This is a genomic window from Marinobacterium sp. YM272 (assembly GCF_050908845.1).
In the GTDB taxonomy this organism is placed as follows: domain Bacteria; phylum Pseudomonadota; class Gammaproteobacteria; order Pseudomonadales; family Balneatricaceae; genus Marinobacterium_D.
Genome location: NZ_CP194171.1, coordinates 3,536,849 through 3,556,657, shown reverse-complemented (window position 1 = coordinate 3,556,657; position 19,809 = coordinate 3,536,849). Strand labels below are relative to the sequence as shown.

Genomic DNA, 19,809 nt, shown 5'->3' with positions numbered 1-19,809 from the left:
CTTGCGTGCTGCTCTTGAGGCCCTGTGCAGCAGGGCTTCTTTTTTCGATCGTTGTAGATGCCAGGAACAGGATAAATGACTTCAGAATTAGATTTGTACACTTATTGGCGATCTTCCGCTGCCTATCGAGTGCGCATAGCGTTAAATCTCAAGCAGGTTCCCTATAACGCTAAAAGCGTCAGCCTGATCGCAAACGGCGGTGAGCAAAAACTGCCGGAATATGCGCGTATCAATCCGCAAAAACTGGTGCCGTCATTAGTGGCGGGTGATCAGGTACTGACGCAGTCAATGGCTATCCTCGAGTATCTGGATGAGGTTCATCCGCAGGTGCCGATTCTGCCGGAAACCGCGCTCGACAGGGCCAGAGTGCGTTCCCTGGCACAACTGATCGCCTGCGATATCCATCCGGTCAATAACCTGCGAGTGCTTCAATATCTTGGCAGTGAGCTGAACGTCGATAAGGAGGCGCGCGATACCTGGTACCGGCACTGGATCACCGAAGGCTTTACTGCCCTGGAGACCCTGCTGAGCGGTGCTAAAGAGACCGGCACGTTCTGCCACGGCGATACGCCGACCATGGCGGACATCGCGCTGATACCTCAGATGTATAATGCGCGCCGCTTCGACGTCGACCTGTCGGCTTTTCCAACACTGGTCCGTATCGAGGCGGCCTGTAATAGGTTGGACGCTTTTATTGATGCGTCCCCGGAAAAACAGCCAGATGCTAACTGAGGCGTCGTGATGACTCGTTCTAACTCCGTTAGGGGTTCGCTTTGATGTGTGGCCCTAACCTAAGGTGGCCCGGTTTTGCTTTGGCCGCGTGTTCGCGGGCCTGGTCGGGTGCAATCCATAGCATCCAGGGCTAACCCAGAGGTCGGAGGCGGTCCTTGTTGATCAGGGCAGGCTGTAGCTCCCGGTGGTGGGTTTAGCCGGATTAAGCCGCATCAGCAGTTCGGCCTGCAGGACCGCACAGCTCACACCATCCAGAACAGGTACGGGGCATTCGCTGGACAGGCTTCGTGCAAGGCCGGCGGTTACTGCGCCGCCCAGCACAATGACCTCGGCGCCGTCCTGTTCGATCGCCTGCGTGATTAATTCCCGGATCGCGTTTTCACGGCTTGAGGCATTGTCGGCAAAGCCGAGCACCGTGCAATCCAGCGCCCGGATACTGGCCAGCCGGGAGATTAATCCATAGGCGTGAACCAGCTCCTGCAGAGGCGCGATCATCCGTGGGCCGATCGTCACAATCGAAAACCGGCTACCCAGCATACAGGCGCTGAGACAGGCGGCTTCGGCAATACCGACGACTGGAAAGGGCATGGACTCACGACAGGCGGCCAGGCCCGGGTCACTGAAACAGGCGATTATGCCGGCATCAAAACCCTCACTATGCTTTTGAAAAGCCTCCAGCGTTGCGTGGGCGGCAACGGTTGCCTGTGCCCGGCATTCTATGGCGCTGGCGCCGAAGGGGGCTGAAACCGCAGCGATCTCTGTACCCGGTGAAGCGCTAGCCTGCGCCTCCTGGCGAACTATTTCGGTGACTTTATCCGAGGTGTTCGAATTAACGATCAGTAGTTTCAATGGGTTTTGCCTTTTACCGATTATCAGCCGATTGTCCGGTCTAGCCTACCATCAGCGAGGCTAGATAGGTGACCTGCCAGATGCTCTGCCCTGTCATCGATTGCAACACGGCGGGAGCGCTCATCCGTCCGGAAAAAAGCGTGGCGCCTCTTCTGCCCCTTGGATACAGTTAGCTCACCCTTAAGAGTTCTTGCAGCTTGGTGCAGCAGTCGATTTTCACTGGCGCAACAGGTCTGGCTGGCTTGCCTAATTTTCTGACCATGTGAACAGGATTGGCTGTGCTACTTAGAGTGCTACTGTTTATTCCTCTGCTGATCTTCAGCGTCTGCGTGGCTGCAGATCCGATTCAGCTCGATCGGGGGTGGGAGTTCCGCTGGGGCGATTCCCCGGTCGGGTCTGATGGCGTGCCGGAATGGACGCGCGGGGATTCCGCCGCGGCCTGGACGCCTATCGCTTTTCCGTCCAACCCTCCAGATCGCCATGGGGCGGAGAATATCTGGTACCGCACAACCCTTCCTGAGGGCCAGTGGCGCGATCCCGTGCTCTACATCTCCAGTGTTGATCTGATTGTTGATGTTTACGTGGATGGTCGGCGCATCTACGGCTTCGGTCATTTCGATGAGAACGGCAAGGGCCGGTTCGAGGGCTGGCCCTGGCATATGATCACCCTGCCTCCTGAAAGCACGGGTAAACCGATCTATTTCCGCATTTTCTCCGACTACATCGACATCGGGCTCTGGGGAGAGGTCAAGGTGATGGAGCGCGGGGAGCTGCTTGGCAAGATCCTGCGCGACTCCACGGAAGGGGCTGTTGTGGGTGTTTTCAGCCTGATTGTCGCGCTTCTGGCGCTGGCGTTTTCCTGTATTCAGGGAAAACGGCGCATGTTTGTCGCTATCGCCCTGTATGCGCTCGGTGCGGCCAGTATGGTGATCTCCGCAAGCCCTGCGACTCAGCTTATGCTCAATGCGCCGCTGCTTTGGGATTACATCGGTGCCTTGGGTTATTTCGTCATGCCTGTGGCGATGGCGCTGCTGATGGAAACCTGGTTTGGTAGCGGTACCGGTCACCTGTATCGCTGGATCAGCCGATTCTTCGTTGCTTATATTCTTGTCGCCATGGCAGCGAGTCTCGGGGGACTGGTCGGCCTGGCGTTAACCTATCCCGTGTTCGACCTGCTGTTTGCCGCCGCCCTGGTGTTGCTGTTTGTCCCAGCGGTGCGGGGGCTGTCGATGCTCAGTAGAGAGCAGCTGGCGATTCTGTGCACCTATGTGCTGTTCGCGGTTTTGCTGCTGATCGATATGGGCGTGGCACACGGCTTTCTGCCCTGGGGCAAGGTGCCGCTGGCCTGGGGCTCGCTGGCGTTTTCCTGTGCGGTGGTGGTTATCGCACTGGTGCATTTCTCGCGCAGCCAGGCAGAACTCAGGGCGCTGAACATGTCTCTGGATCAGCAGGTGAAAGCGCGCACTGCCGAGTTGGAGCGCCTCTCCTATGAAGACCCGCTGACCGGGCTGAAAAACCGGCGCTTCTTCAACGAGCTGATTGCGCGGGAGAGCGCCCGGGCCCGGCGCCAGGGGTATCCGTTATCGATGCTGATCTGTGATATCGATCACTTCAAGCAGTTTAACGATACCCATGGCCATGAAGCGGGTGACGAGGTGTTGCGTCAGCTGGCGCTGAGGATGAAGCAAACCTTCCGGCAGACCGACCTGGCCTGCCGCTACGGTGGTGAGGAGTTTGTCGTGACCATGCCGGGTGCAGGCCAGGAGGATGCCTTGATGCGTGCCGAAGAACTGCGCCGTGATATCGCGGCGACAGCGCTGCGCTATGCCGGGAAATCTCTGCCGCGGATCACCATTTCCGTGGGCGTCGCCAGCTGGCCCGGCAGTGTGGCCAGCGTTGATGAACTCTTCAACCGAGCCGACAAGGCTCTCTATCGTGCCAAGAGTAAGGGCCGGGATCGGGTCGAGGGTGCTGATTTTGAAATCAACCGGGCGCTCAAGTCGGCTTCAGATTGATTCAATACAGGTTCAACCGCGGCTGCTTTCGCTGTGGTGGATCTGTCGCTGGCGCGCATCACTGCGTTTCAGGTGGCCAGCCAGGGCATGGTCCTGCTCCATTAAGCGGTCCAAACTCTCCCGGCTCAGCGCGTACAGGCGGGCGGGGGTCTGGGCAACCACGGAAATATCCGGGTTGCGCAGTTCGCCCATCAGCGCCGACTCGCCAAAGGAATCGCCTGCGATCAACGTACTCAGGTGGTGTTCATCGCCGTTTACGCGGCTTTGCAGGCGAACAATACCGCGGCTGACGATATAAAGACGGTCACTGCGTTTGCCCTGGTGTATCAGGTGGTCATGTTTTTCCAGCGTCACCGCTTCGCACTGGGCTGCGATACGCTCGATAGCGGAGTGGGGCAGGCGCGCAAACAGGGGCACACGCGGTAACAGCTTGGCCGGATCATCCTCAAGGATCGGGATCGGCAAACCTCGCAGGGCTTTTAGCTGACGGTAGAGCTCCAGTTCTATCCGCTCGGCAGCGCCCTTCGGCAGGGTACCCAGGCGGGCTTGCTCCCGCGTGGTCTCCACCTCGGCCAGCAATACGATCCGTTTACCAAGCCGCTCCTGCAGCAGCCGGGCCAGCTCGGGGAAATCCTGGTTCAAGCGGTGCAGTTTGTCGGAAGCGAGGCTGTTCCAGTGGCGAAACTGTTCCAGTACCTGATCGACGATATCGCGCGGCGTGGATTCCAGACGGGCCAGCTCCTCCAGTGAGTTGAGCACATGGCGGCTGCCCTGGAAGTGCCCCCAGGTAATCTCGTAGTAACGGTTGATATGGGTGATGCGCAGGCGCTCCACCAGGGGCTTAAGCGGTGTTTCTTCACCCAGCAGGCGGAACAGCCAGTGCTCGATATACTCGTAGCTGTGGTGGCCGTTGACGTTCTGAAAACCGCCGTTGTACTTCAGCGTATCCAGCTGGTGATCCAGCACCATCAACAGGCGGCGGATACTGCTCTCGCTGATATGACCGGCGTCATACATCTCCAGGTAGTAGCTGCGCTCCTCGGCCAGCGCGCGGATGAAAAACAGGTTGAGTTCCTGGTCGTGGCGCAGCTCCCGTTTACGCAGGCGCTTTATTTTCCGCTTGGCCTTGTTGATCGCCTGCCGGCTGTGCAGATGCAGACGGTGGGCAATGCGGCTGGAAAACATGCCGCCCTGCTGCAGCGCCGGCAGCCGGTCGATGGCGTGCTGGTGGGCTTCAAGATCACGTTCAAACAGCGCCAGTCGGTCGGCGATGGGGGGCTGATCCAGCTTGAGCAGTTTCAGCACCGGTTTGATCGTCAGCCCCTGCACCAGCAGGGTAAACAGTACGGCCCCGGTGACCATGGCCACGAACAGGTCCTTGAACGGGTAATCGGTGAGGCTGAGCACGATGGCCAGCGCGATCGCTCCACGCAGCCCGCCCCAGAACATGATCACGCGGTAGCCCAGGCCAACCGGGCGTACGCCGGGTACGCGGTCAAGCAGTGGCAGCAGTACGAAGACGACGATCGCCCGTGAGACCAGCATCGCCAAAACCACCCAGAGTATCAGCTCCCAGGCGCGGGCCAGCTCCAGCAGGTTGACTTCCATGCCGAGCAGCAGGAACAGCAGTGCGTTGGAGGCGAAGGCGAGTACCTCCCAGAAATGTTCCATGTACACGCGCACTGAGGCGCTGACGCGAAGCCGTCCCCAGGTGCCAAGGGTCAACCCGGCCCCGAGCGTGGCCATGATACCGCTGACGTGCATCAGCTCCTCGGCGATCAAAAATGCCAGGTAGGCAACAGCCGTGGTCAGGATGATCTCCAGCACGGGATCCGAGTCCAGCCAGCCGATCAGCAGCCCGCAGAGGTAACCCAGCAGTGCGCCGAACGCCAACCCGCCGGCGAACAGGATGAAAAACTCGACAACACCCCCGGCTAGCTGGCTGCCGGTGATAGCGCCGGCAGCAAGGATGCCGAGCAGTATTTTCGATAGCACCAGTGCGGTGGCATCGTTGAACAGGCTCTCGCCTTCGATCAGCGTGGAGAGTCTCCCTGGCGCGCCGATCTGGCGGAACAGGGCGATAACGGCGACCGGGTCGGTGGCGCTGAGAATGGCGCCCAGCAGCAGCGACGCCACCAAGCCGATATCCAGCGCCTGCCAGATAATCACTCCGATCAGGCCGGTGGAGAGCAGCAGTCCTGGCACCGCCAGGGTCAGAATCTGCACGCTGTTGCGCTTCAGCAGACCTGCGTCCAGGTTGTAACTGGACTCAAAGATCAGCGTGGGCAGGAACACAAACAGGATCAGGTCTGGCGAGATACTGAGCGTGGACTCCATGTTGGCCAGCGACGGCACGTTGTCGCTGAGCAGGCTGATGCCCATGCCGACCAGTACCAGCAGCACCGTGAACGGGAGGCCGCTGCGTCGGGCGATCAGGTTGACGCTGAGGGCGATCAGCAGCAGGGCGAAGAGAACCGCGACCAGCTGCGGAACCGGGTGCATGGCTTCCAACGCCTGAGTTCCTCGAAGCAGTCCGCCACCCGTCGGTTGCGGAGAGTGATAGCTGGCCCGGGCGTTGCCGGACCAGAGGCCCGGTTATTCAGGCAGAGACAGAAGGGTTCAGTGTATAAACGCCGGTGATCGCAGCGCCATCCAGCACATGGCTTTCAACCGCGTCATAGACTTCCTGTCCGCTGGCGCTTTCCGGGATATCAACCTTTTCAACATCCAGCGCGTAGATGCTGAAAACGTAACGATGCGGGATCTCATCGTTCCAGGGCGGGCAGGGGCCGTCGTAACCGAAGTACTGGCCTTCCATATCCGCATCACCGGCAAACCACTGGGTGTAGTTATTGATGCCGTGGGTCATGCCGCCCGGCGCTTCGGGGCCGCTTTTACCCTGCGGTGTCACGCCTTTGCACTGGCTGCCTTCAGCGATTTCGGTCACCGAGGCGGGAATATTGAACAGCGACCAATGGAAGAAATCCGCCCGGGGCAGTGAGGCAGAGACGCTGCGGCCCTCCTGGTTGGCATCGTCGGCGACGCTGGGAGCATCGGGGTCGACGCAGATCAGCAGGAAAGATTTGGTGTCTTCAGGAAACTCGCTCCAGGCCAGGTGCGGATTGAGGTTTTCCGCCAGCTCGATATGGTTTTCAGGCGCGATACGGGCAAAACAGTAGCGGCTGGGAATGGCGGCACCATCGGTAAAGCTGTTGCTTGAGATTTTCATTGTTGTCCACCTAAAGTTATCGGGTCCTTGAAGCGCTTGGGCAGAATCGGTGCTAGGTTATTTACGGAAACCATTGAATTGTTCATGGCTCCTTGGGGCTAATGTAGCATTTGAGTCCGGTTGTCGTAACCACGCAAGTGGTTGTAAATCGGGTCGATAAGTCTGTTAAAACGGGGCTTGTCGATGGGCCTGGCCGGGCTTCTCAGGAATTGAATCAGAGGGAAGAACGATGGGCATAGAAGTTTCAGGATTGTTTGGTCTGATCGTGCTGGTATTGGATGTACTGGCTATCTATAAAACGGTACAGAGCCCGGCCGCCACCGGCACCAAGGTGCTGTGGATCGTCGTTATACTTCTGCTGCCACTGCTCGGAGTCATTCTCTGGTTTGTGGCAGGCCCCAAGGGCAAGTAGCCGAAAAACGCACACTGCCCGGGTGTGGAGGTAATCTCCAGGCGCGGGCAGCCTCAGTCCGGCGGCAGCGCTGCAAGGAGTGATGCAAAGCCGTCGGGATCTTCCTTTTTCAGCCGCGACAGCGCCGTTTTCAGAGCGTTGATTTCGGTGTTCCGGTATTTGCGTTTTTCCTGATCAATCTTTTCCGCCAGGGCTCTCAGCTTTTGCAGCGTCTCGCTGTCCCGGTCTCCCGCCAGCTCCAGAACCGCATCGGTCAGGGTGCCTAGCTGGCTGCCGTAGCTGGCAACCTCGGCAACAATTTTTGCTTCCAGTTCCTCATTACCCGCCATATTGAACTCGACCCGGGGAGACCACCAGTGGGTGATCGGGGCGACGATCTGATCGAAGCTGGAGCGCTGTGGCGATTTCAGCATCCACCACCAGGGATTCATCCATTCATTCATGAGGCGATCTCCTTTTTTGCGGGTCACCCTTCCGAGTGCCTGCATGGAGTCTGGGTCAGAATATCCAGAGCTTCCAGTATTCCGCTCGTTGTTTATCGTGTTTTTTCGATATGGCATCATGTCAGGCCAAGATAAGGATGCGAGCGATGAATTTACTGCAAGAAACGCCTTTCTCCCTGCTTGAGCTGGCACCCGTGCGTCTGGGTGAAACCGCTGCGGATACGCTCAAAGGCACCCTGGCGTTTGCGCGCCATGCAGATCAGCACGGCGTGCATCGTTTCTGGCTGGCCGAGCATCACAATATGCGCGGTATCGCCAGCTCCGCCACCTCGGTGTTGATCGGCGCTGTCGCAGGTTGCACCGAGCGTATGCGGGTCGGTTCCGGCGGGATCATGCTGCCGAACCATCCGCCGCTGGTGGTGGCCGAGCAGTTCGGTACCCTGGATGCACTCTATCCCGGGCGCATCGATCTGGGGCTGGGACGGGCGCCGGGTACCGACCCGCTGACCTCAAGGGCATTGCGTCGCGACGATATGCGCGCCGAACAGTTCCCGCAGGAAGTGGAGCAGTTGCAGAAACTGCTCGGTCCCGTTGATCCCGGGGCCAGAGTTCATGCCGTGCCGGGGGAGGGGAGCCAGGTCGATATCTGGATTCTCGGTTCCAGCCTTTTCAGCGCCCACCTGGCCGCAGCGAAAAGCCTGCCCTACGCCTTTGCCGGTCATTTCTCGCCCCGTTACGCCCGCGATGCGCTGGAGTTGTACCACGCTAATTTTACAGCGTCGGAGGCGATGCCCGAGCCCTACGCGATTCTCTGCCTGCCACTGATCGCAGCAGAGAGCGATGAAGCGGCGCGCTTTATCGGCACCAGCTCCCAGCAGCGAATTCTGGCGCTGCTGCGCGGCGATCCGCTCTGGCTGAGACCGCCGGTGGAATCGATGGATGGGCTCTGGAATCCGCGCGAGCGCGCCGGGGTGGAGGATTTCCTTGGGTTGCAGGTTAGCGGCGGCCCGCAGACGCTGAAGTCCAAACTGTCGAAAATTATCGAGACCTACCCGGTGAACGAGCTGATGTTCACCAACGATATCTACGATCAGCAGCAGCGTCAGGACGCCGTATCAATACTGATGTCGCTGAAGGATTTAGGTTGATCGATAGGAGCGACGACCCCGTCGCGATCATCCGCCGCGGCAAAAAATCACCGCCGTGCGAGTTTCAAGCTGCGGCGAGGCGCGTCTCCTGCCTTCTGTGTTCAAAGCAGCGTTCAGTGCTCCATTTCACCGCTGCGTGGCGCAATGCCCCAAAAGACTCCGCTGACCAGGGTGATCACAGCTCCGCCGATAATCCAGCCCCAGCCCATGCCGAGCATGCCGGTAAAGGCTATTCCCAAGCCTGCAAGAAACAGTAGTGCGGTCAGGTAGATCATGCTATTTCCTTTATCGCTTGTTTTTCTTTCAAGCCTAGCAATCAGATGTCGGATTCGCCGGAAAGAATCTCGTCCGGCATACAGATTTCCCCGCTGTCCTGTGCCTTGTAGCCGGGGAGTTTATCGACCTCGGCCGCAAAGGCTTCGCTTTTCAGGTTATCCAGCAGCGCCTGGACGCTGGGCATACTGAGGGTGCGCTGGTGGCAGGCCAGCAGGTACTGCTCCTGGGCGAGGGGGATAAAGTCGAGGCCGAACTGACTGGCAGCGGCCTGTACACCGAACCCGGTGTCGGCCATGCCTGCGGCTACGTGGGCTGCAATGGCAGAGTGGGTGTACTCCACGCCGCTGCTGTCGAGCCATTCGTTCACCTCTATGGATGCCCGTCTTAACAGCGCTTCCAGCAATTGCCGGGTACCCGAGCCGGGTTCGCGGTTGATAAAGCGGATATCGTCCCGGGCCAGATCGGTTATCGAGGTGATACCGAGCGGATTGCCGGGCTGGACCATCAGGCCCTGCTGGCGGGTGATAAAGCGGATGATGCGGTGGGCGCGGGGCTTGAGCAGTTTTTGCGCCTGAAGGCGCATCTCTGAATCGATCATCTCCACCGGCAGATGAAAGCCGGCCATATCGCACTGCTCCCTGGCCAGGGACGCCAGCGCCTCCTGACCGTGGCGATATTGCAGATCCAGTTCAAAGCCCTGGGCGAAGCGCGGCAGCAGCTCCACAGCGTAACCGTGGCTGGCATGCAAACGCAGGCTTGGCCTACTACCCTCTAGTAGTCGGGAAAGCTCCAGGTTGAGTTCAGAGGTGATGTTGTCGAGCTGGGGCTCCAGCCGGGCAATCACTCGTTTTTCCGCCCAAAGCAGCTTGTCGCCCAGCGGTGTCAGGCGTGCGCCGCGACCTTTTTCCAGCTCCACCAGCGGTGTGCCGAAAAAATCCGCCCACTTGTTGAGCTGGTTCCAGGCATGGCGATAGGAGATTCCTGCTTTGGCGGCGGCGCTGGTGAGCTTTTTATCCTTCTCTATGTGTCGCAACAGGATAAATAGCTGCGGATCGAGTGTGCGACCCTGATCATCGCGAAAAGACCAGGTAGGAACGATATCGATTTTATGTGCTGTTTTTGAAATAGGCATTATTTTTCATATTTGGAATATCTACCCTAGATGGTAATTTGGCCGCCACTATAAGAGCAATACTTCCGTCAAAATATGCAGTGTGGTTCATATTTTGCGGTTGGAGGAATAATCATGAATACACCGGGAAGCGTTAGCTGGGAGCCGACAGCAGCGCAAGCCATCATCGATGAGCTTAAGTCAAAGCCGGGAGCACTGCTTCCGATTCTCCACGCGATTCAGAACCGCTTCGCTCATATACCGGAAGAAGCCGTGGCGCTGATTGCGCCGGCGCTGAAGCTATCGCGTGCCGAAGTACACGGCGTGATCAGTTTTTACCATCACTTCCGTACCCAGCAGCCGGGCCGCCATGTGGTGGAGGTCTGCCGTGCCGAGGCGTGCCAGGCCCAGGGCTCCCGCGAGCTTGAAGCTCATGCCAAGGCGACCTTGGGCGTGGATTACCACGGTACCACCGCTGACCGTGCAATCACGCTGGAGCCGGTTTACTGCCTGGGCAACTGCTCCTGTGGCGCGTCCGTGCGTGTAGGTGACGAAATCTACGCCCGCATGACACCGGAGAGCTTCGACGAACTGGTCGAAGAGCTGCGTACTGAACGGCTGGAGGTGCAGTGATGGCTACCCGTATTTACATTCCCTCCGACACCACCGCGAAAGCGCTGGGTGCGGATCGCGTTGCCCGTCTGATCGCGGCAACGGCACAAGGGCAGGGTGTTGAGCTCGAAATCGTCCGTAACGGCACCCGTGCGCTTTACTGGCTGGATCCGCTGATCGAAGTGGATACGCCGGAAGGCCGCTTCGGTTACGGCCCGGTGACCGTGAAAGATGTGGATTCCCTGTTTGCCGCCGAATTCTGGAAGGGCGAAAGCGCGCATCCGCTGGCCGTAGGTCTGGTTGAAGAGATTCCCTACCTGAAGCGTCAGCAGCGCCTGACCTTCTCCCGTGCCGGTATCACCGATCCGCTGTCGCTGGCCGATTACGAAGCCTATGACGGCTACAAGGGCCTGCGCAACGCGCTGAAACTGGACGCCCAGGGTATCGTCGACACGGTGAAAGAGTCCGGCCTGCGTGGCCGTGGTGGCGCGGCATTCCCCACCGGTATCAAGTGGCAGACCGTGCTGGATGCCAACTCGCCGCAGCAGCAGAAGCAGAAATACATCGTCTGCAACGCAGACGAAGGTGACTCCGGAACCTTCGCCGACCGCCTGGTGATGGAGTGCGATCCGTTCATGCTGATTGAAGGCATGACTATCGCCGGTCTCGCCGTCGGTGCCACTCAGGGTTATATCTACCTGCGCTCCGAATACCCTCTGGCCGACAAGAACCTGAACGCGGCCATCGAGACCGCTTACGCCAACAACCTGCTGGGTGAGGATATCCTCGGCAGCGGCCGTCACTTCGACCTGGAAGTGCGTGTCGGCGCTGGCGCTTACATCTGCGGTGAGGAAACCTCGCTGCTGGAAAGTCTCGAAGGCAAGCGCGGCCTGGTCCGTGCCAAGCCGCCGCTGCCGGCCATCGTCGGTCTGTTCGGTCAGCCCACAGTGGTCAACAACGTGCTGTCACTGGCGGCCGTGCCGTTCATCCTCGATAAGGGCGCCCGCGCCTACGCCGACTGCGGCATGGGCCGCTCCCGCGGTACGCTGCCGTTCCAGGTGGCCGGTAACGTGAAACAGGGCGGTCTGGTGGAGCTGGCGTTCGGTCCTACCCTGCGTGAACTGATGTTCGATTTCGGCGGTGGTACGCGTAACGAGCGACCGCTGCGCGCGGTTCAGGTCGGCGGCCCGCTGGGTGCCTACCTGCCGGAAAGCCAGTGGGATACGCCGCTGGATTATGAAGAGTTTGCCAAGGTCGGTGCCGTTCTCGGTCACGGTGGCGTGGTGATGTTCGACGATAGCGTCGACATGGGCGAGCAGGCACGTTTCTCCATGGAGTTCTGTGTCGCCGAGTCCTGCGGTAAGTGCACCCCCTGCCGTATCGGTTCCACCCGCGGTGTCGAGGTGATCGACCGTATCCGCGCCGGTGAAAACGTGGATGCCAACCTGGAACTGCTCTCCGACCTGTGCGAGACCATGCTGGACGGTTCTCTCTGTGCCATGGGCGGCATGACTCCCTTCCCGGTTCAGAGTGCGGTTAAGCACTTCGGGGAAGACTTCGTTAAACACTCAACCAGTGAGCACCTTAACAGCGTGCTGGAGGAGGCCTGATCATGTTGCAGCATTTTGATCCGAACAAAGACTACGGTACCCCGGCGTCACTGAGTGAAAAGCTGGTGACCCTGGAGATCGACGGCGTTGAGATCAGCGTGCCGGAAGGCACCTCCGTCATGCGCGCCGCCGCGCTGGCCGATATCAACATCCCGAAACTCTGTGCCACCGATAACCTGGAGTCTTTCGGCTCCTGCCGTATCTGTGCCGTGCAGATCGAAGGTCGTCGTGGTACGCCGGCCTCCTGCACCACGCCGGCCGAAGCCGGCATGAAGGTGACCACCCAGAACGACAAGCTGGCCAAGCTGCGTCGCAACATCATGGAGCTGTATATCTCCGATCACCCGCTGGACTGCCTGACCTGTCCGGCCAACGGCGATTGCGAGCTGCAGGACATGGCCGGTGCGGTTGGTCTGCGTGAGGTGCGCTACGGTTTCGATGGCGAGAACCATCTGGATGCGCCCAAGGATACCTCCAACCCGTACTTCACCTTCGATGCCAGCAAGTGCATCGTCTGCTCACGCTGCGTGCGTGCCTGCTCCGAAGTCCAGGGTACTTTCGCTCTGACCATCGATGGTCGCGGTTTCGATTCCAAGGTTGCCGCCGGTCAGGATGAAGACTTCCTCGATTCTGAGTGTGTCTCCTGTGGTGCCTGCGTCCAGGCCTGCCCGACCGCCACGCTGATGGAGAACTCCGTCATCGAGATGGGGCAGCCGGAACACAGCGTCGTCACCACCTGCGCATACTGTGGTGTGGGCTGCTCATTCAAGGCCGATATGAAGGGCGATCAGGTCGTCCGCATGACCCCCTACAAGGGCGGTGAAGCGAACCACGGTCACTCCTGCGTCAAGGGCCGTTTCGCCTTTGGTTACGCGACTCACAAAGACCGTATCCGTGCGCCGATGATCCGTGACTCCATCGATCAGCCATGGAAAGAAGTCAGCTGGGAAGAGGCGATCGGCTTCGCCGCTCGCCGTCTGAAAGAGATCCAGGCTGAGCATGGTCGCGAGAGCATCGGTGGTATCACCTCATCCCGTTGCACCAACGAAGAAACCTACCTGGTGCAGAAACTGATCCGCGCCGCGTTTCTTAACAACAACACCGATACCTGTGCCCGCGTCTGCCACAGCCCCACCGGCTATGGCCTGAAGCAGACTCTCGGTGAGTCCGCCGGTACCCAGACGTTCGACTCCGTAATGCAGTCCGACTGTGTGCTGGTGATCGGTGCCAACCCCACCGACGCCCACCCGGTCTTTGGCTCGCTGATGCGCCGTCGTCTGCGTGAGGGCGCCAGCCTGATCGTGGCCGATCCGCGTCATATCGATCTGCTGGATACGCCGCATCTGAACGACTCCATGCACCTGCCGCTGCGCCCGGGTACCAACGTGGCGCTGGTCAATGCGCTGGCGCACGTAATCGTGACCGAAGGTCTGGAAGATACCGACTTCATCGCCAGCCGCTGTGAAGGCGATGCCTACAGCAAGTGGCGTGACTTCATCTCCGATGAGCGTCATTCACCGGAGCAGATGGAAGCGATCACCGGTGTGGCTGCTGCCGATATCCGTGAGGCTGCGCGCACCTACGCCACCGCCAAAAATGCCGCGATCTACTACGGTCTGGGTGTTACCGAGCACAGCCAGGGTTCCACCATGGTAATGGGTATCGCCAACCTGGCTCTGGCCACCGGCAACATCGGCCGCGAAGGCGTGGGTGTGAACCCGCTGCGTGGTCAGAACAACGTGCAGGGCTCCTGCGATATGGGCTCCTTCCCGCACGAACTGCCGGGTTACCAGCACGTGGCTGACCCGATCGCCCGTGGCCGCTTCGAAGCTGCCTGGGGTGTTCAGATCGATAACGAACCGGGTCTGCGTATTCCGAACATGTTCGACGCGGCTATCGCCGGCCAGTTCCGCGCCATGTACGTGCAGGGCGAGGATATCGCACAGTCCGACCCGAACACCCAGCACGTCGAGCAGGCGCTGCGTTCTCTGGATTGCCTGATCGTGCAGGATATCTTCCTCAACGAGACAGCCAAGTTCGCACACGTACTGCTGCCGGGTTCCACCTTCCTCGAGAAGAACGGTACCTTCACCAACGCCGAGCGCCGTATTAACCGCGTTCGCAAGGTGATGCCGCCGATCGCCGGCAAGGAAGACTGGGAAGTGACCGTCGAGCTGTCCAACGCGCTCGGCTACCCGATGAACTACAGCCACCCGTCCGAGATCATGGACGAGATCGCCAGCCTGACACCGAGCTTCAAGAACGTCAGCTACGAAAAACTGGAACAGGAAGGCAGCCTGCAGTGGCCGTGTAACGACGAGCATCCGGTGGGTTCACCGATCATGCACGTTGAAAGCTTCCCGATCGGCGATGGCAAGGCGCAGTTTGCGATCACCGAGTTCGTGGCCACCACCGAGCGTGCCAGCCGCCGCTTCCCGCTGCTGCTGACCACCGGTCGTATCCTCAGCCAGTACAACGTCGGCGCACAGACCCGTCGTACCGACAACCAGGCCTGGCATGACGAGGATATTCTGGAAGTGCATCCGCACGATGCCGAAGAGCGGGGTATCAAGGATGGCGATTGGCTGGGTATCTCCAGCCGTGCCGGCCATACTGTACTGCGCGCACTCGTCAGCGAGCGGATGCAGCCGGGTGTGGTTTACACCACCTTCCACCACCCGCACAGTGGCGCCAACGTGATCACCACCGATAACTCCGACTGGGCAACCAACTGTCCGGAGTACAAGGTGACCGCGGTGCAGGTCGAGAAGGTGACTCAGCCGTCCGAGTGGCAGAAGAACTTCCACGACAACCACGAGCGCCAGAACAACTTCCTCAAGGAAGCGGCTGCCGCGGCGGCGGAAAGCCACTAATGAGCGTCAGCGAAGGCCGCAGGGCTTTCAGCGTCACCCGCAGGCAGGGAGCTGAGTCGGAAACGGCTCAGGACCTGCTGGCGGAAGAGGTCGCGGTAGCGCTTGTCTACAACGGCCTCTCCCATGTGGTGATGATGGCAAGCCCGATGGATCTGGACGACTTTGCGCTGGGTTTCAGCCTGTCGGAAGGGATCATCGAGCGGCCGGAACAGCTCTACGGTGTGGAGCAGGTGACGCAGAAACTGGGTGTCGAGCTGCATATCGAGATCGCCAGTGAGTGCTTTGCCCGGCTTAAGGAGCACCGCCGAAACCTGGCCGGCCGCACCGGCTGCGGTCTCTGCGGTGCCGAGTCGCTGCAGCAGGCGGTGGCCACACCGAAGCCGGTGGATGCGATCGCTCTGCCTGAAGGCGAGGTGATCGAGAATGCACTGGCGCAGCTGCGCAAAAACCAGCCGTTACAGTCGATCACCGGTGCCGTGCATGGCGCGGCGCTGTGTGACCTCGGCGGTAACATTCTGCTGCTGCGCGAGGATGTGGGCCGTCACAACGCCCTGGACAAGCTGATCGGCGCCCGCGCCGAGGATCGCGAAGACTATCCGGCCAATGCCGAAAGTTTTGTGCTGATCTCCAGTCGTGCCAGCTACGAGATGGTCAACAAGTGCAATGCCATGGGGATCTCAACCCTGGTCGCCGTATCGGCACCCACCGCGCTGGCTGTGGAGCACGCCTCAATGGCAGGCATGAACCTGGTGGGCTTCGCCCGCACCGGCCGTCACGTGGTTTACACCACCAGTGAAGCCGGGCAGGGCGCCAATAATGAAGAACAACCAAGCTTAGCGAGAGCAAAATAATGTCGCAGAGTGAACTGGATCGCCTGATCCAAATGATCAACCAGATCGCTATCAACAACATCAGCGCCGGTGACGAAAACGCGGTAGCAGAAGTGATTGCCAGCCACGTCCAGAAGTTCTGGTCCCGCCGGATGAAAGCGATGCTGTCCGACTACGTAGAGAAAAGCGGTGAGGAACTGCATCCTGCTGCCAAGCTGGCGGCTGAAAAACTGCTTAGCGAGGCAGCTTGATCAAGCTTGTCTTAATAGACTGAAAAGGCCGCATTGAGCGGCCTTTTTCGTTTTGGAAAGCTTTTGAGCTGTAGAAAGGGTGGATCAGTTGACCCCTTGATACCAGGCATCCAGCAGCTGGTGCGCGTTTTCCTGGTCCGCGACCAGCGGTGGGCGCCCGAGGGCGGTTGCTGCGAGCCCCGTTTCGGCCTGATAAACGACCTTGCCAGCCTTGATCGTCATTAACACCTGGAGTTGATCCAGAGTTTCCGGGTCGATGACTGTCGGGTCCGCGGAAAGGATTACAAAGTCGGCGACCTTGCCTTTTTCGATGCTGCCTTTGCTATTCTCCTCGAACTGCTGCCAGGCGGGCCAGATCGTCATCGCCTTTAACGCGGTCATCACGTCAACACGCTGTGTGGGGCCGAGGATGTCGCCAGAGCGGGTGCGCCGGGTGACGGTGGCGTCGAGAATACGCATGCTGTCGGGGAAGGCAACGGGCGCATCATGGTGGGAGCCGAACATCATATCGCGCTCACGTACCCAGCCAGTTGGTGAGATGTTTTCTGCGTTAACCGGGCCGACGGTGTGGTCCCGGTGCCAGTCACCCCAGTAGAAGGTGTGCATCGGGAACAGCGACATAAAGACGCCCAGCTCTTTATAGCTGTCCACCTGGTCCTCGCGCAGGAACTGGCCGTGAATCAACACCGGGCGGTTATCCGGATCGCCGTAGGCTTGTTGGGCATTCTTCAGCGCATCGATAAGCATATCGGATGCGCCCTCGCCGTTGGCGTGGGTGATCACCTGCATGCCATGCTGGTAGCACCAGTTTACCGAGTCCTGTACCTGCTCCATGGTCACCGCAGCATAGCCGGCATAACCTTCCGGGTAGTCGCCCACGGGGTCGTAATAGGGGCGGTCACGCAGGGCGGTGAATCCCTGGGGAGAGCCATCGATGGTCAGCTTGCAGCCGCCCACCCGCACATGGCCGCTGTAGTCCATGGAGACATTGGCTTTCAGGTAGTCTTTGGCTTCGAGGACATCGGGAAAGGCGATAACGTCGATCGGCAGATCGCCGGCCTGGTCCACCGCTTTCAGCGCCTCAACGACTCCGCCGGAAGAGCGACCATCCTGGGCAGTGGTATAGCCGAACTGTGCCCACATCTCTGCGCCGGCTTTGGCAAAGGTCTGTAGCCCCTCGGGCCCAAGTTCGGACAGCATCGGTACCAGCGCTGTGAAAAAGGCGTACTCTTCCAGCACGCCGTTCGGTTCACCGTTGCTATCCCTGCGGATGACGCCACCGGCAGGATTCTCCGTAGCCGCGGTGATACCGGCTATCTCCAGGGCCTTGGAGTTAGCCACCCCCAGGTGACCGGACTGATGCACGATCATTATCGGGTATTCGCTAGAGACCGCATCCAGATCTTCACGGGTGGGGTGTCTGAGCTCCTTAAGCTGGGCATTGTCGTAGCCGAAGCCGATGATCATTTTGACCTGTTTAACCGCCTCGGCATTGGCATCGGCCCAGCTGCGCAGGGTCTGCTGCAGGCTGGTGATGTCGGTGACCTCGCCATCCGGTGGTGCGAGCAGGTTGGCTGAAAGGGCCTGAATGCCGCCCATTACTACATGGCCATGGCTGTCGACAAAACCGGGCAGCAGTGCACGACCGTTAAGGTCGATGAGTTCGGTAGTATCGGTCTGAAAAGAGGTGATATCGGCAAGGTCACCGACAGCCAGAATCTGACCATCTTTGACGGCAACCGCTTCAGCGGTGGGTTGGGCATCGTTGATTGTCAGGATTGAACCACCCATATAGATGGTGTCTGCGGTGTTTTGTGCCGCCGCTATGCCGGACAGAACAAGACCACTGCCGAGAAGAAGAGTTGCACACGCTTTGGTGATCATGCTGATCGTCCTCCATGATAGATGCTATAAAAATTAGACAAGATCACCTGAAACGCAAAAAATCCTTTTTGCTCAAACTCCTATACCTTAGGGAAAAGTGGCGTTTGACCTGACCCCAGGGGTAAAAAGAGTGCCCAAACAGGATGGGGAGCTGTGCTGAAGCGGTTGTTCTTATTGCTGTTCAGGCAGGAGCTAATCAACTGAAAACGTGCGGAACCTTGGTGACGGTCCGCTTTTCCGGGATAGAACTACACTGCTATCCAGCACAGCCATTCAACATCCTGTTGGCCTATAACTGCAGAGGTTCGAAGTATGAACAATCCACGTACCGGTATGGCTCTGACGACCGACTCGGAGCAGGCGGCGCAGGATTATCTCGATGCCGTAGACCGGATTCTGGGATCGGAGTCCGGTGCCAGAGAGTTGCTGGATCGCGCTCTGGAACAGGATCCGAATTTCGCGCTGGCCTGGGTTGCCCGGTACATGCTCGCGAAGGACGGCAACGATCCCGCGGCTGAGGATTTTCGCGTAAAGGCCCAAGCCCAGGCTGAGCAGGCGGCGCCCTGGGAGCAGGTCCATACCGAAGTGCTGATCGGGTTGCTGGCGGACCCCTACGGGAATTTGCAGCAAACCGAGGCCTATGTTGCCGCTAACCCCGCTGATCTGCTGATCATATCCCAGTTATCCGGTTATCTGATTTTTTATGGAGGTCCGGAAAAACTGACTCGGGTTTTGAATATTCTCAAAGCCTCCGAGGAGACTCTGGCCGATGACTGGGCGTTCCTGGCCCGGCTGGGGTTTGCGATAAGTGAAGCAGGTGATCCGGCGCAGGGCCGCAAAATTCAGGAAAGGGCGCTGCAGCTGCGCCCTCAATCCCTGTATACCATCCACGGCTATGCTCATATTCTCCATGATCTGGGTGTGCCGGATGAGGCCGAAACACTGATCCACAGCTGGCTTGATCTGCATAAAACCACTGCAGAGGGCGGTGCTCTTTACGGTCATCTGCAGTGGCATCTGGCGCTGGCGGAGTGGCAGGTCGGCAAGCGGGATGAAGCCTGGGAGCGTTATCAGCGTTACTGTGCGCCCGAAACCACGACCTGTGGCCCGGTGCTGACACTGGCGGACTGCGGCGGATTTCTGCTGCGTGATTATCTGAAAACGGGAAAAACGTCCGCTTTGACCCCTGCGGTAAAAGAGCTGACTGCTCGGTTTGAAGGAATGCTGGCGCACCCCTTTATTGCGTTACATATCGCGGGTATTCACGCCGCTACAGGTAACTTATCGGGCCTGGAAAGCTGCGAAGCGCTTATCCGCGGGAAGGATGTGAACAGCAATCGCGATCTGGCGCTGCTATTGGTGGAGGCCGTCAGCCACTTTGCCCGCTCCGATTTCCAGCAGGCGGCTCAACTCCTGGGCGGGATAAGTTCAGCGCAGCGGATCGGCGTGGGCGGAAGCCGTGTCGAGCGCATGTTGATCGACCTGCTGGAGGAGAAGGCTCGGGAGCGCGCCGCCTGAATCGGGATCCGCGATA

Annotated in this window: 17 protein-coding genes; 10 read left to right on the top strand and 7 right to left on the bottom strand. The window is 59.3% G+C overall.

Annotated features, from left to right (window positions below; all coding sequences use genetic code 11):
* The first annotated feature begins 75 nt into the window (after nt 1-75).
* Nucleotides 76-732 (top strand): maleylacetoacetate isomerase, encoded by a 657-nt coding sequence (maiA, locus tag ACQUQP_RS15915; protein WP_432696014.1) that lies wholly within the window; start codon nt 76-78, stop codon nt 730-732.
* Nucleotides 733-894: 162 nt separating this feature from the next.
* On the opposite strand, the gene ACQUQP_RS15910 is transcribed toward maiA, so the two are convergent.
* A complete protein-coding gene (locus ACQUQP_RS15910) occupies nt 895-1,581 on the bottom strand; it encodes an aspartate/glutamate racemase family protein (protein ID WP_432696013.1) in 687 nt (228 codons plus the stop codon).
* Between the two features lie 278 nt (nt 1,582-1,859).
* Here ACQUQP_RS15910 and ACQUQP_RS15905 point away from each other — a divergent pair, with 278 nt between their 5' ends.
* On the top strand, nt 1,860-3,596 hold the full coding sequence (locus ACQUQP_RS15905; RefSeq protein ID WP_432696012.1) for a diguanylate cyclase: 1,737 nt from the start codon (nt 1,860-1,862) through the stop codon (nt 3,594-3,596).
* A 12-nt stretch (nt 3,597-3,608) separates the two neighbouring features.
* On the opposite strand, the gene ACQUQP_RS15900 is transcribed toward ACQUQP_RS15905, so the two are convergent.
* Complete coding sequence (locus tag ACQUQP_RS15900) at nt 3,609-6,098, bottom strand: cation:proton antiporter (protein ID WP_432696011.1); 2,490 nt, start codon at nt 6,096-6,098, stop codon at nt 3,609-3,611.
* Nucleotides 6,099-6,195: 97 nt separating this feature from the next.
* The gene (locus ACQUQP_RS15895) at nt 6,196-6,825 is read right to left on the bottom strand and encodes a YbhB/YbcL family Raf kinase inhibitor-like protein (protein ID WP_432696010.1); all 630 of its coding nucleotides are present in this window, start codon (nt 6,823-6,825) and stop codon (nt 6,196-6,198) included.
* A gap of 229 nt (nt 6,826-7,054) precedes the next feature.
* Between ACQUQP_RS15895 and ACQUQP_RS15890 the strand changes: the two genes are divergently transcribed.
* On the top strand, nt 7,055-7,237 hold the full coding sequence (locus tag ACQUQP_RS15890; protein WP_432696009.1) for a PLDc N-terminal domain-containing protein: 183 nt from the start codon (nt 7,055-7,057) through the stop codon (nt 7,235-7,237).
* Nucleotides 7,238-7,290: 53 nt separating this feature from the next.
* On the opposite strand, the gene ACQUQP_RS15885 is transcribed toward ACQUQP_RS15890, so the two are convergent.
* A complete protein-coding gene (locus ACQUQP_RS15885) occupies nt 7,291-7,680 on the bottom strand; it encodes a hypothetical protein (RefSeq protein ID WP_432696008.1) in 390 nt (129 codons plus the stop codon).
* A 146-nt stretch (nt 7,681-7,826) separates the two neighbouring features.
* Between ACQUQP_RS15885 and ACQUQP_RS15880 the strand changes: the two genes are divergently transcribed.
* Nucleotides 7,827-8,828, top strand: coding sequence for an LLM class flavin-dependent oxidoreductase (locus ACQUQP_RS15880; protein ID WP_432696007.1), 1,002 nt, complete (start codon nt 7,827-7,829; stop codon nt 8,826-8,828).
* 113 nt (nt 8,829-8,941) lie between these two features.
* Here the strand turns inward: ACQUQP_RS15880 and ACQUQP_RS15875 are convergent, their stop codons facing one another.
* Both ACQUQP_RS15875 and ACQUQP_RS15870 read right to left on the bottom strand, forming a co-directional pair.
* Nucleotides 8,942-9,103: a hypothetical protein gene (locus ACQUQP_RS15875; protein ID WP_432696006.1), complete on the bottom strand. Its 162-nt coding sequence runs from the start codon at nt 9,101-9,103 to the stop codon at nt 8,942-8,944.
* A gap of 41 nt (nt 9,104-9,144) precedes the next feature.
* The gene (locus ACQUQP_RS15870) at nt 9,145-10,236 is read right to left on the bottom strand and encodes a substrate-binding domain-containing protein (protein ID WP_432696005.1); all 1,092 of its coding nucleotides are present in this window, start codon (nt 10,234-10,236) and stop codon (nt 9,145-9,147) included.
* Between the two features lie 114 nt (nt 10,237-10,350).
* On the opposite strand from ACQUQP_RS15870, the gene ACQUQP_RS15865 reads away from it, so the two are divergent.
* The 5 genes from ACQUQP_RS15865 to ACQUQP_RS15845 are packed head-to-tail and all read left to right on the top strand — an operon-like array spanning nt 10,351 to nt 16,391.
* A complete protein-coding gene (locus tag ACQUQP_RS15865; protein WP_432696004.1) occupies nt 10,351-10,848 on the top strand; it encodes a formate dehydrogenase subunit gamma in 498 nt (165 codons plus the stop codon).
* On the top strand, nt 10,848-12,437 hold the full coding sequence (locus tag ACQUQP_RS15860) for a formate dehydrogenase beta subunit (RefSeq protein WP_432696003.1): 1,590 nt from the start codon (nt 10,848-10,850) through the stop codon (nt 12,435-12,437). Before ACQUQP_RS15865 ends, ACQUQP_RS15860 begins: the two co-directional genes overlap by 1 nt.
* Nucleotides 12,438-12,439: 2 nt before the next feature.
* Nucleotides 12,440-15,310, top strand: coding sequence for a formate dehydrogenase subunit alpha (gene fdhF / locus ACQUQP_RS15855; RefSeq protein WP_432696002.1), 2,871 nt, complete (start codon nt 12,440-12,442; stop codon nt 15,308-15,310).
* Nucleotides 15,310-16,161, top strand: coding sequence for a formate dehydrogenase accessory sulfurtransferase FdhD (fdhD, locus tag ACQUQP_RS15850; RefSeq protein WP_432696001.1), 852 nt, complete (start codon nt 15,310-15,312; stop codon nt 16,159-16,161). The genes fdhF and fdhD overlap by 1 nt, the downstream gene beginning before the upstream one ends.
* The gene (locus tag ACQUQP_RS15845) at nt 16,161-16,391 is read left to right on the top strand and encodes a formate dehydrogenase subunit delta (protein ID WP_432696000.1); all 231 of its coding nucleotides are present in this window, start codon (nt 16,161-16,163) and stop codon (nt 16,389-16,391) included. The genes fdhD and ACQUQP_RS15845 overlap by 1 nt, the downstream gene beginning before the upstream one ends.
* 84 nt (nt 16,392-16,475) lie before the next feature.
* On the opposite strand, the gene ACQUQP_RS15840 is transcribed toward ACQUQP_RS15845, so the two are convergent.
* Nucleotides 16,476-18,275 carry an amidohydrolase gene (locus tag ACQUQP_RS15840; RefSeq protein WP_432695999.1) on the bottom strand — a complete coding sequence of 600 codons (1,800 nt, stop codon included), beginning with the start codon at nt 18,273-18,275 and terminating at the stop codon, nt 16,476-16,478.
* A 312-nt stretch (nt 18,276-18,587) separates the two neighbouring features.
* On the opposite strand from ACQUQP_RS15840, the gene ACQUQP_RS15835 reads away from it, so the two are divergent.
* Nucleotides 18,588-19,793, top strand: a complete 1,206-nt coding sequence (locus ACQUQP_RS15835; RefSeq protein WP_432695998.1) for a tetratricopeptide repeat protein — start codon at nt 18,588-18,590, stop codon at nt 19,791-19,793.
* Nucleotides 19,794-19,809 lie beyond the last annotated feature (16 nt).

Bases quoted from the DNA above. Each gene is read 5' to 3' on its own strand.
- maiA (WP_432696014.1), top strand. From the start codon at position 76: ATGACTTCAGAATTAGATTTGTACACTTATTGGCGATCTTCCGCTGCC.
- ACQUQP_RS15900 (WP_432696011.1), bottom strand. From the start codon at position 6,098: ATGCACCCGGTTCCGCAGCTGGTCGCGGTTCTCTTCGCCCTGCTGCTG.
- ACQUQP_RS15895 (WP_432696010.1), bottom strand. From the start codon at position 6,825: ATGAAAATCTCAAGCAACAGCTTTACCGATGGTGCCGCCATTCCCAGC.
- ACQUQP_RS15890 (WP_432696009.1), top strand. From the start codon at position 7,055: ATGGGCATAGAAGTTTCAGGATTGTTTGGTCTGATCGTGCTGGTATTG.
- ACQUQP_RS15885 (WP_432696008.1), bottom strand. From the start codon at position 7,680: ATGAATGAATGGATGAATCCCTGGTGGTGGATGCTGAAATCGCCACAG.
- ACQUQP_RS15880 (WP_432696007.1), top strand. From the start codon at position 7,827: ATGAATTTACTGCAAGAAACGCCTTTCTCCCTGCTTGAGCTGGCACCC.
- ACQUQP_RS15875 (WP_432696006.1), bottom strand. From the start codon at position 9,103: ATGATCTACCTGACCGCACTACTGTTTCTTGCAGGCTTGGGAATAGCC.
- ACQUQP_RS15870 (WP_432696005.1), bottom strand. From the start codon at position 10,236: ATGCCTATTTCAAAAACAGCACATAAAATCGATATCGTTCCTACCTGG.
- ACQUQP_RS15865 (WP_432696004.1), top strand. From the start codon at position 10,351: ATGAATACACCGGGAAGCGTTAGCTGGGAGCCGACAGCAGCGCAAGCC.
- ACQUQP_RS15860 (WP_432696003.1), top strand. From the start codon at position 10,848: ATGGCTACCCGTATTTACATTCCCTCCGACACCACCGCGAAAGCGCTG.
- fdhF (WP_432696002.1), top strand. From the start codon at position 12,440: ATGTTGCAGCATTTTGATCCGAACAAAGACTACGGTACCCCGGCGTCA.
- fdhD (WP_432696001.1), top strand. From the start codon at position 15,310: ATGAGCGTCAGCGAAGGCCGCAGGGCTTTCAGCGTCACCCGCAGGCAG.
- ACQUQP_RS15845 (WP_432696000.1), top strand. From the start codon at position 16,161: ATGTCGCAGAGTGAACTGGATCGCCTGATCCAAATGATCAACCAGATC.
- ACQUQP_RS15840 (WP_432695999.1), bottom strand. From the start codon at position 18,275: ATGATCACCAAAGCGTGTGCAACTCTTCTTCTCGGCAGTGGTCTTGTT.
- ACQUQP_RS15835 (WP_432695998.1), top strand. From the start codon at position 18,588: ATGAACAATCCACGTACCGGTATGGCTCTGACGACCGACTCGGAGCAG.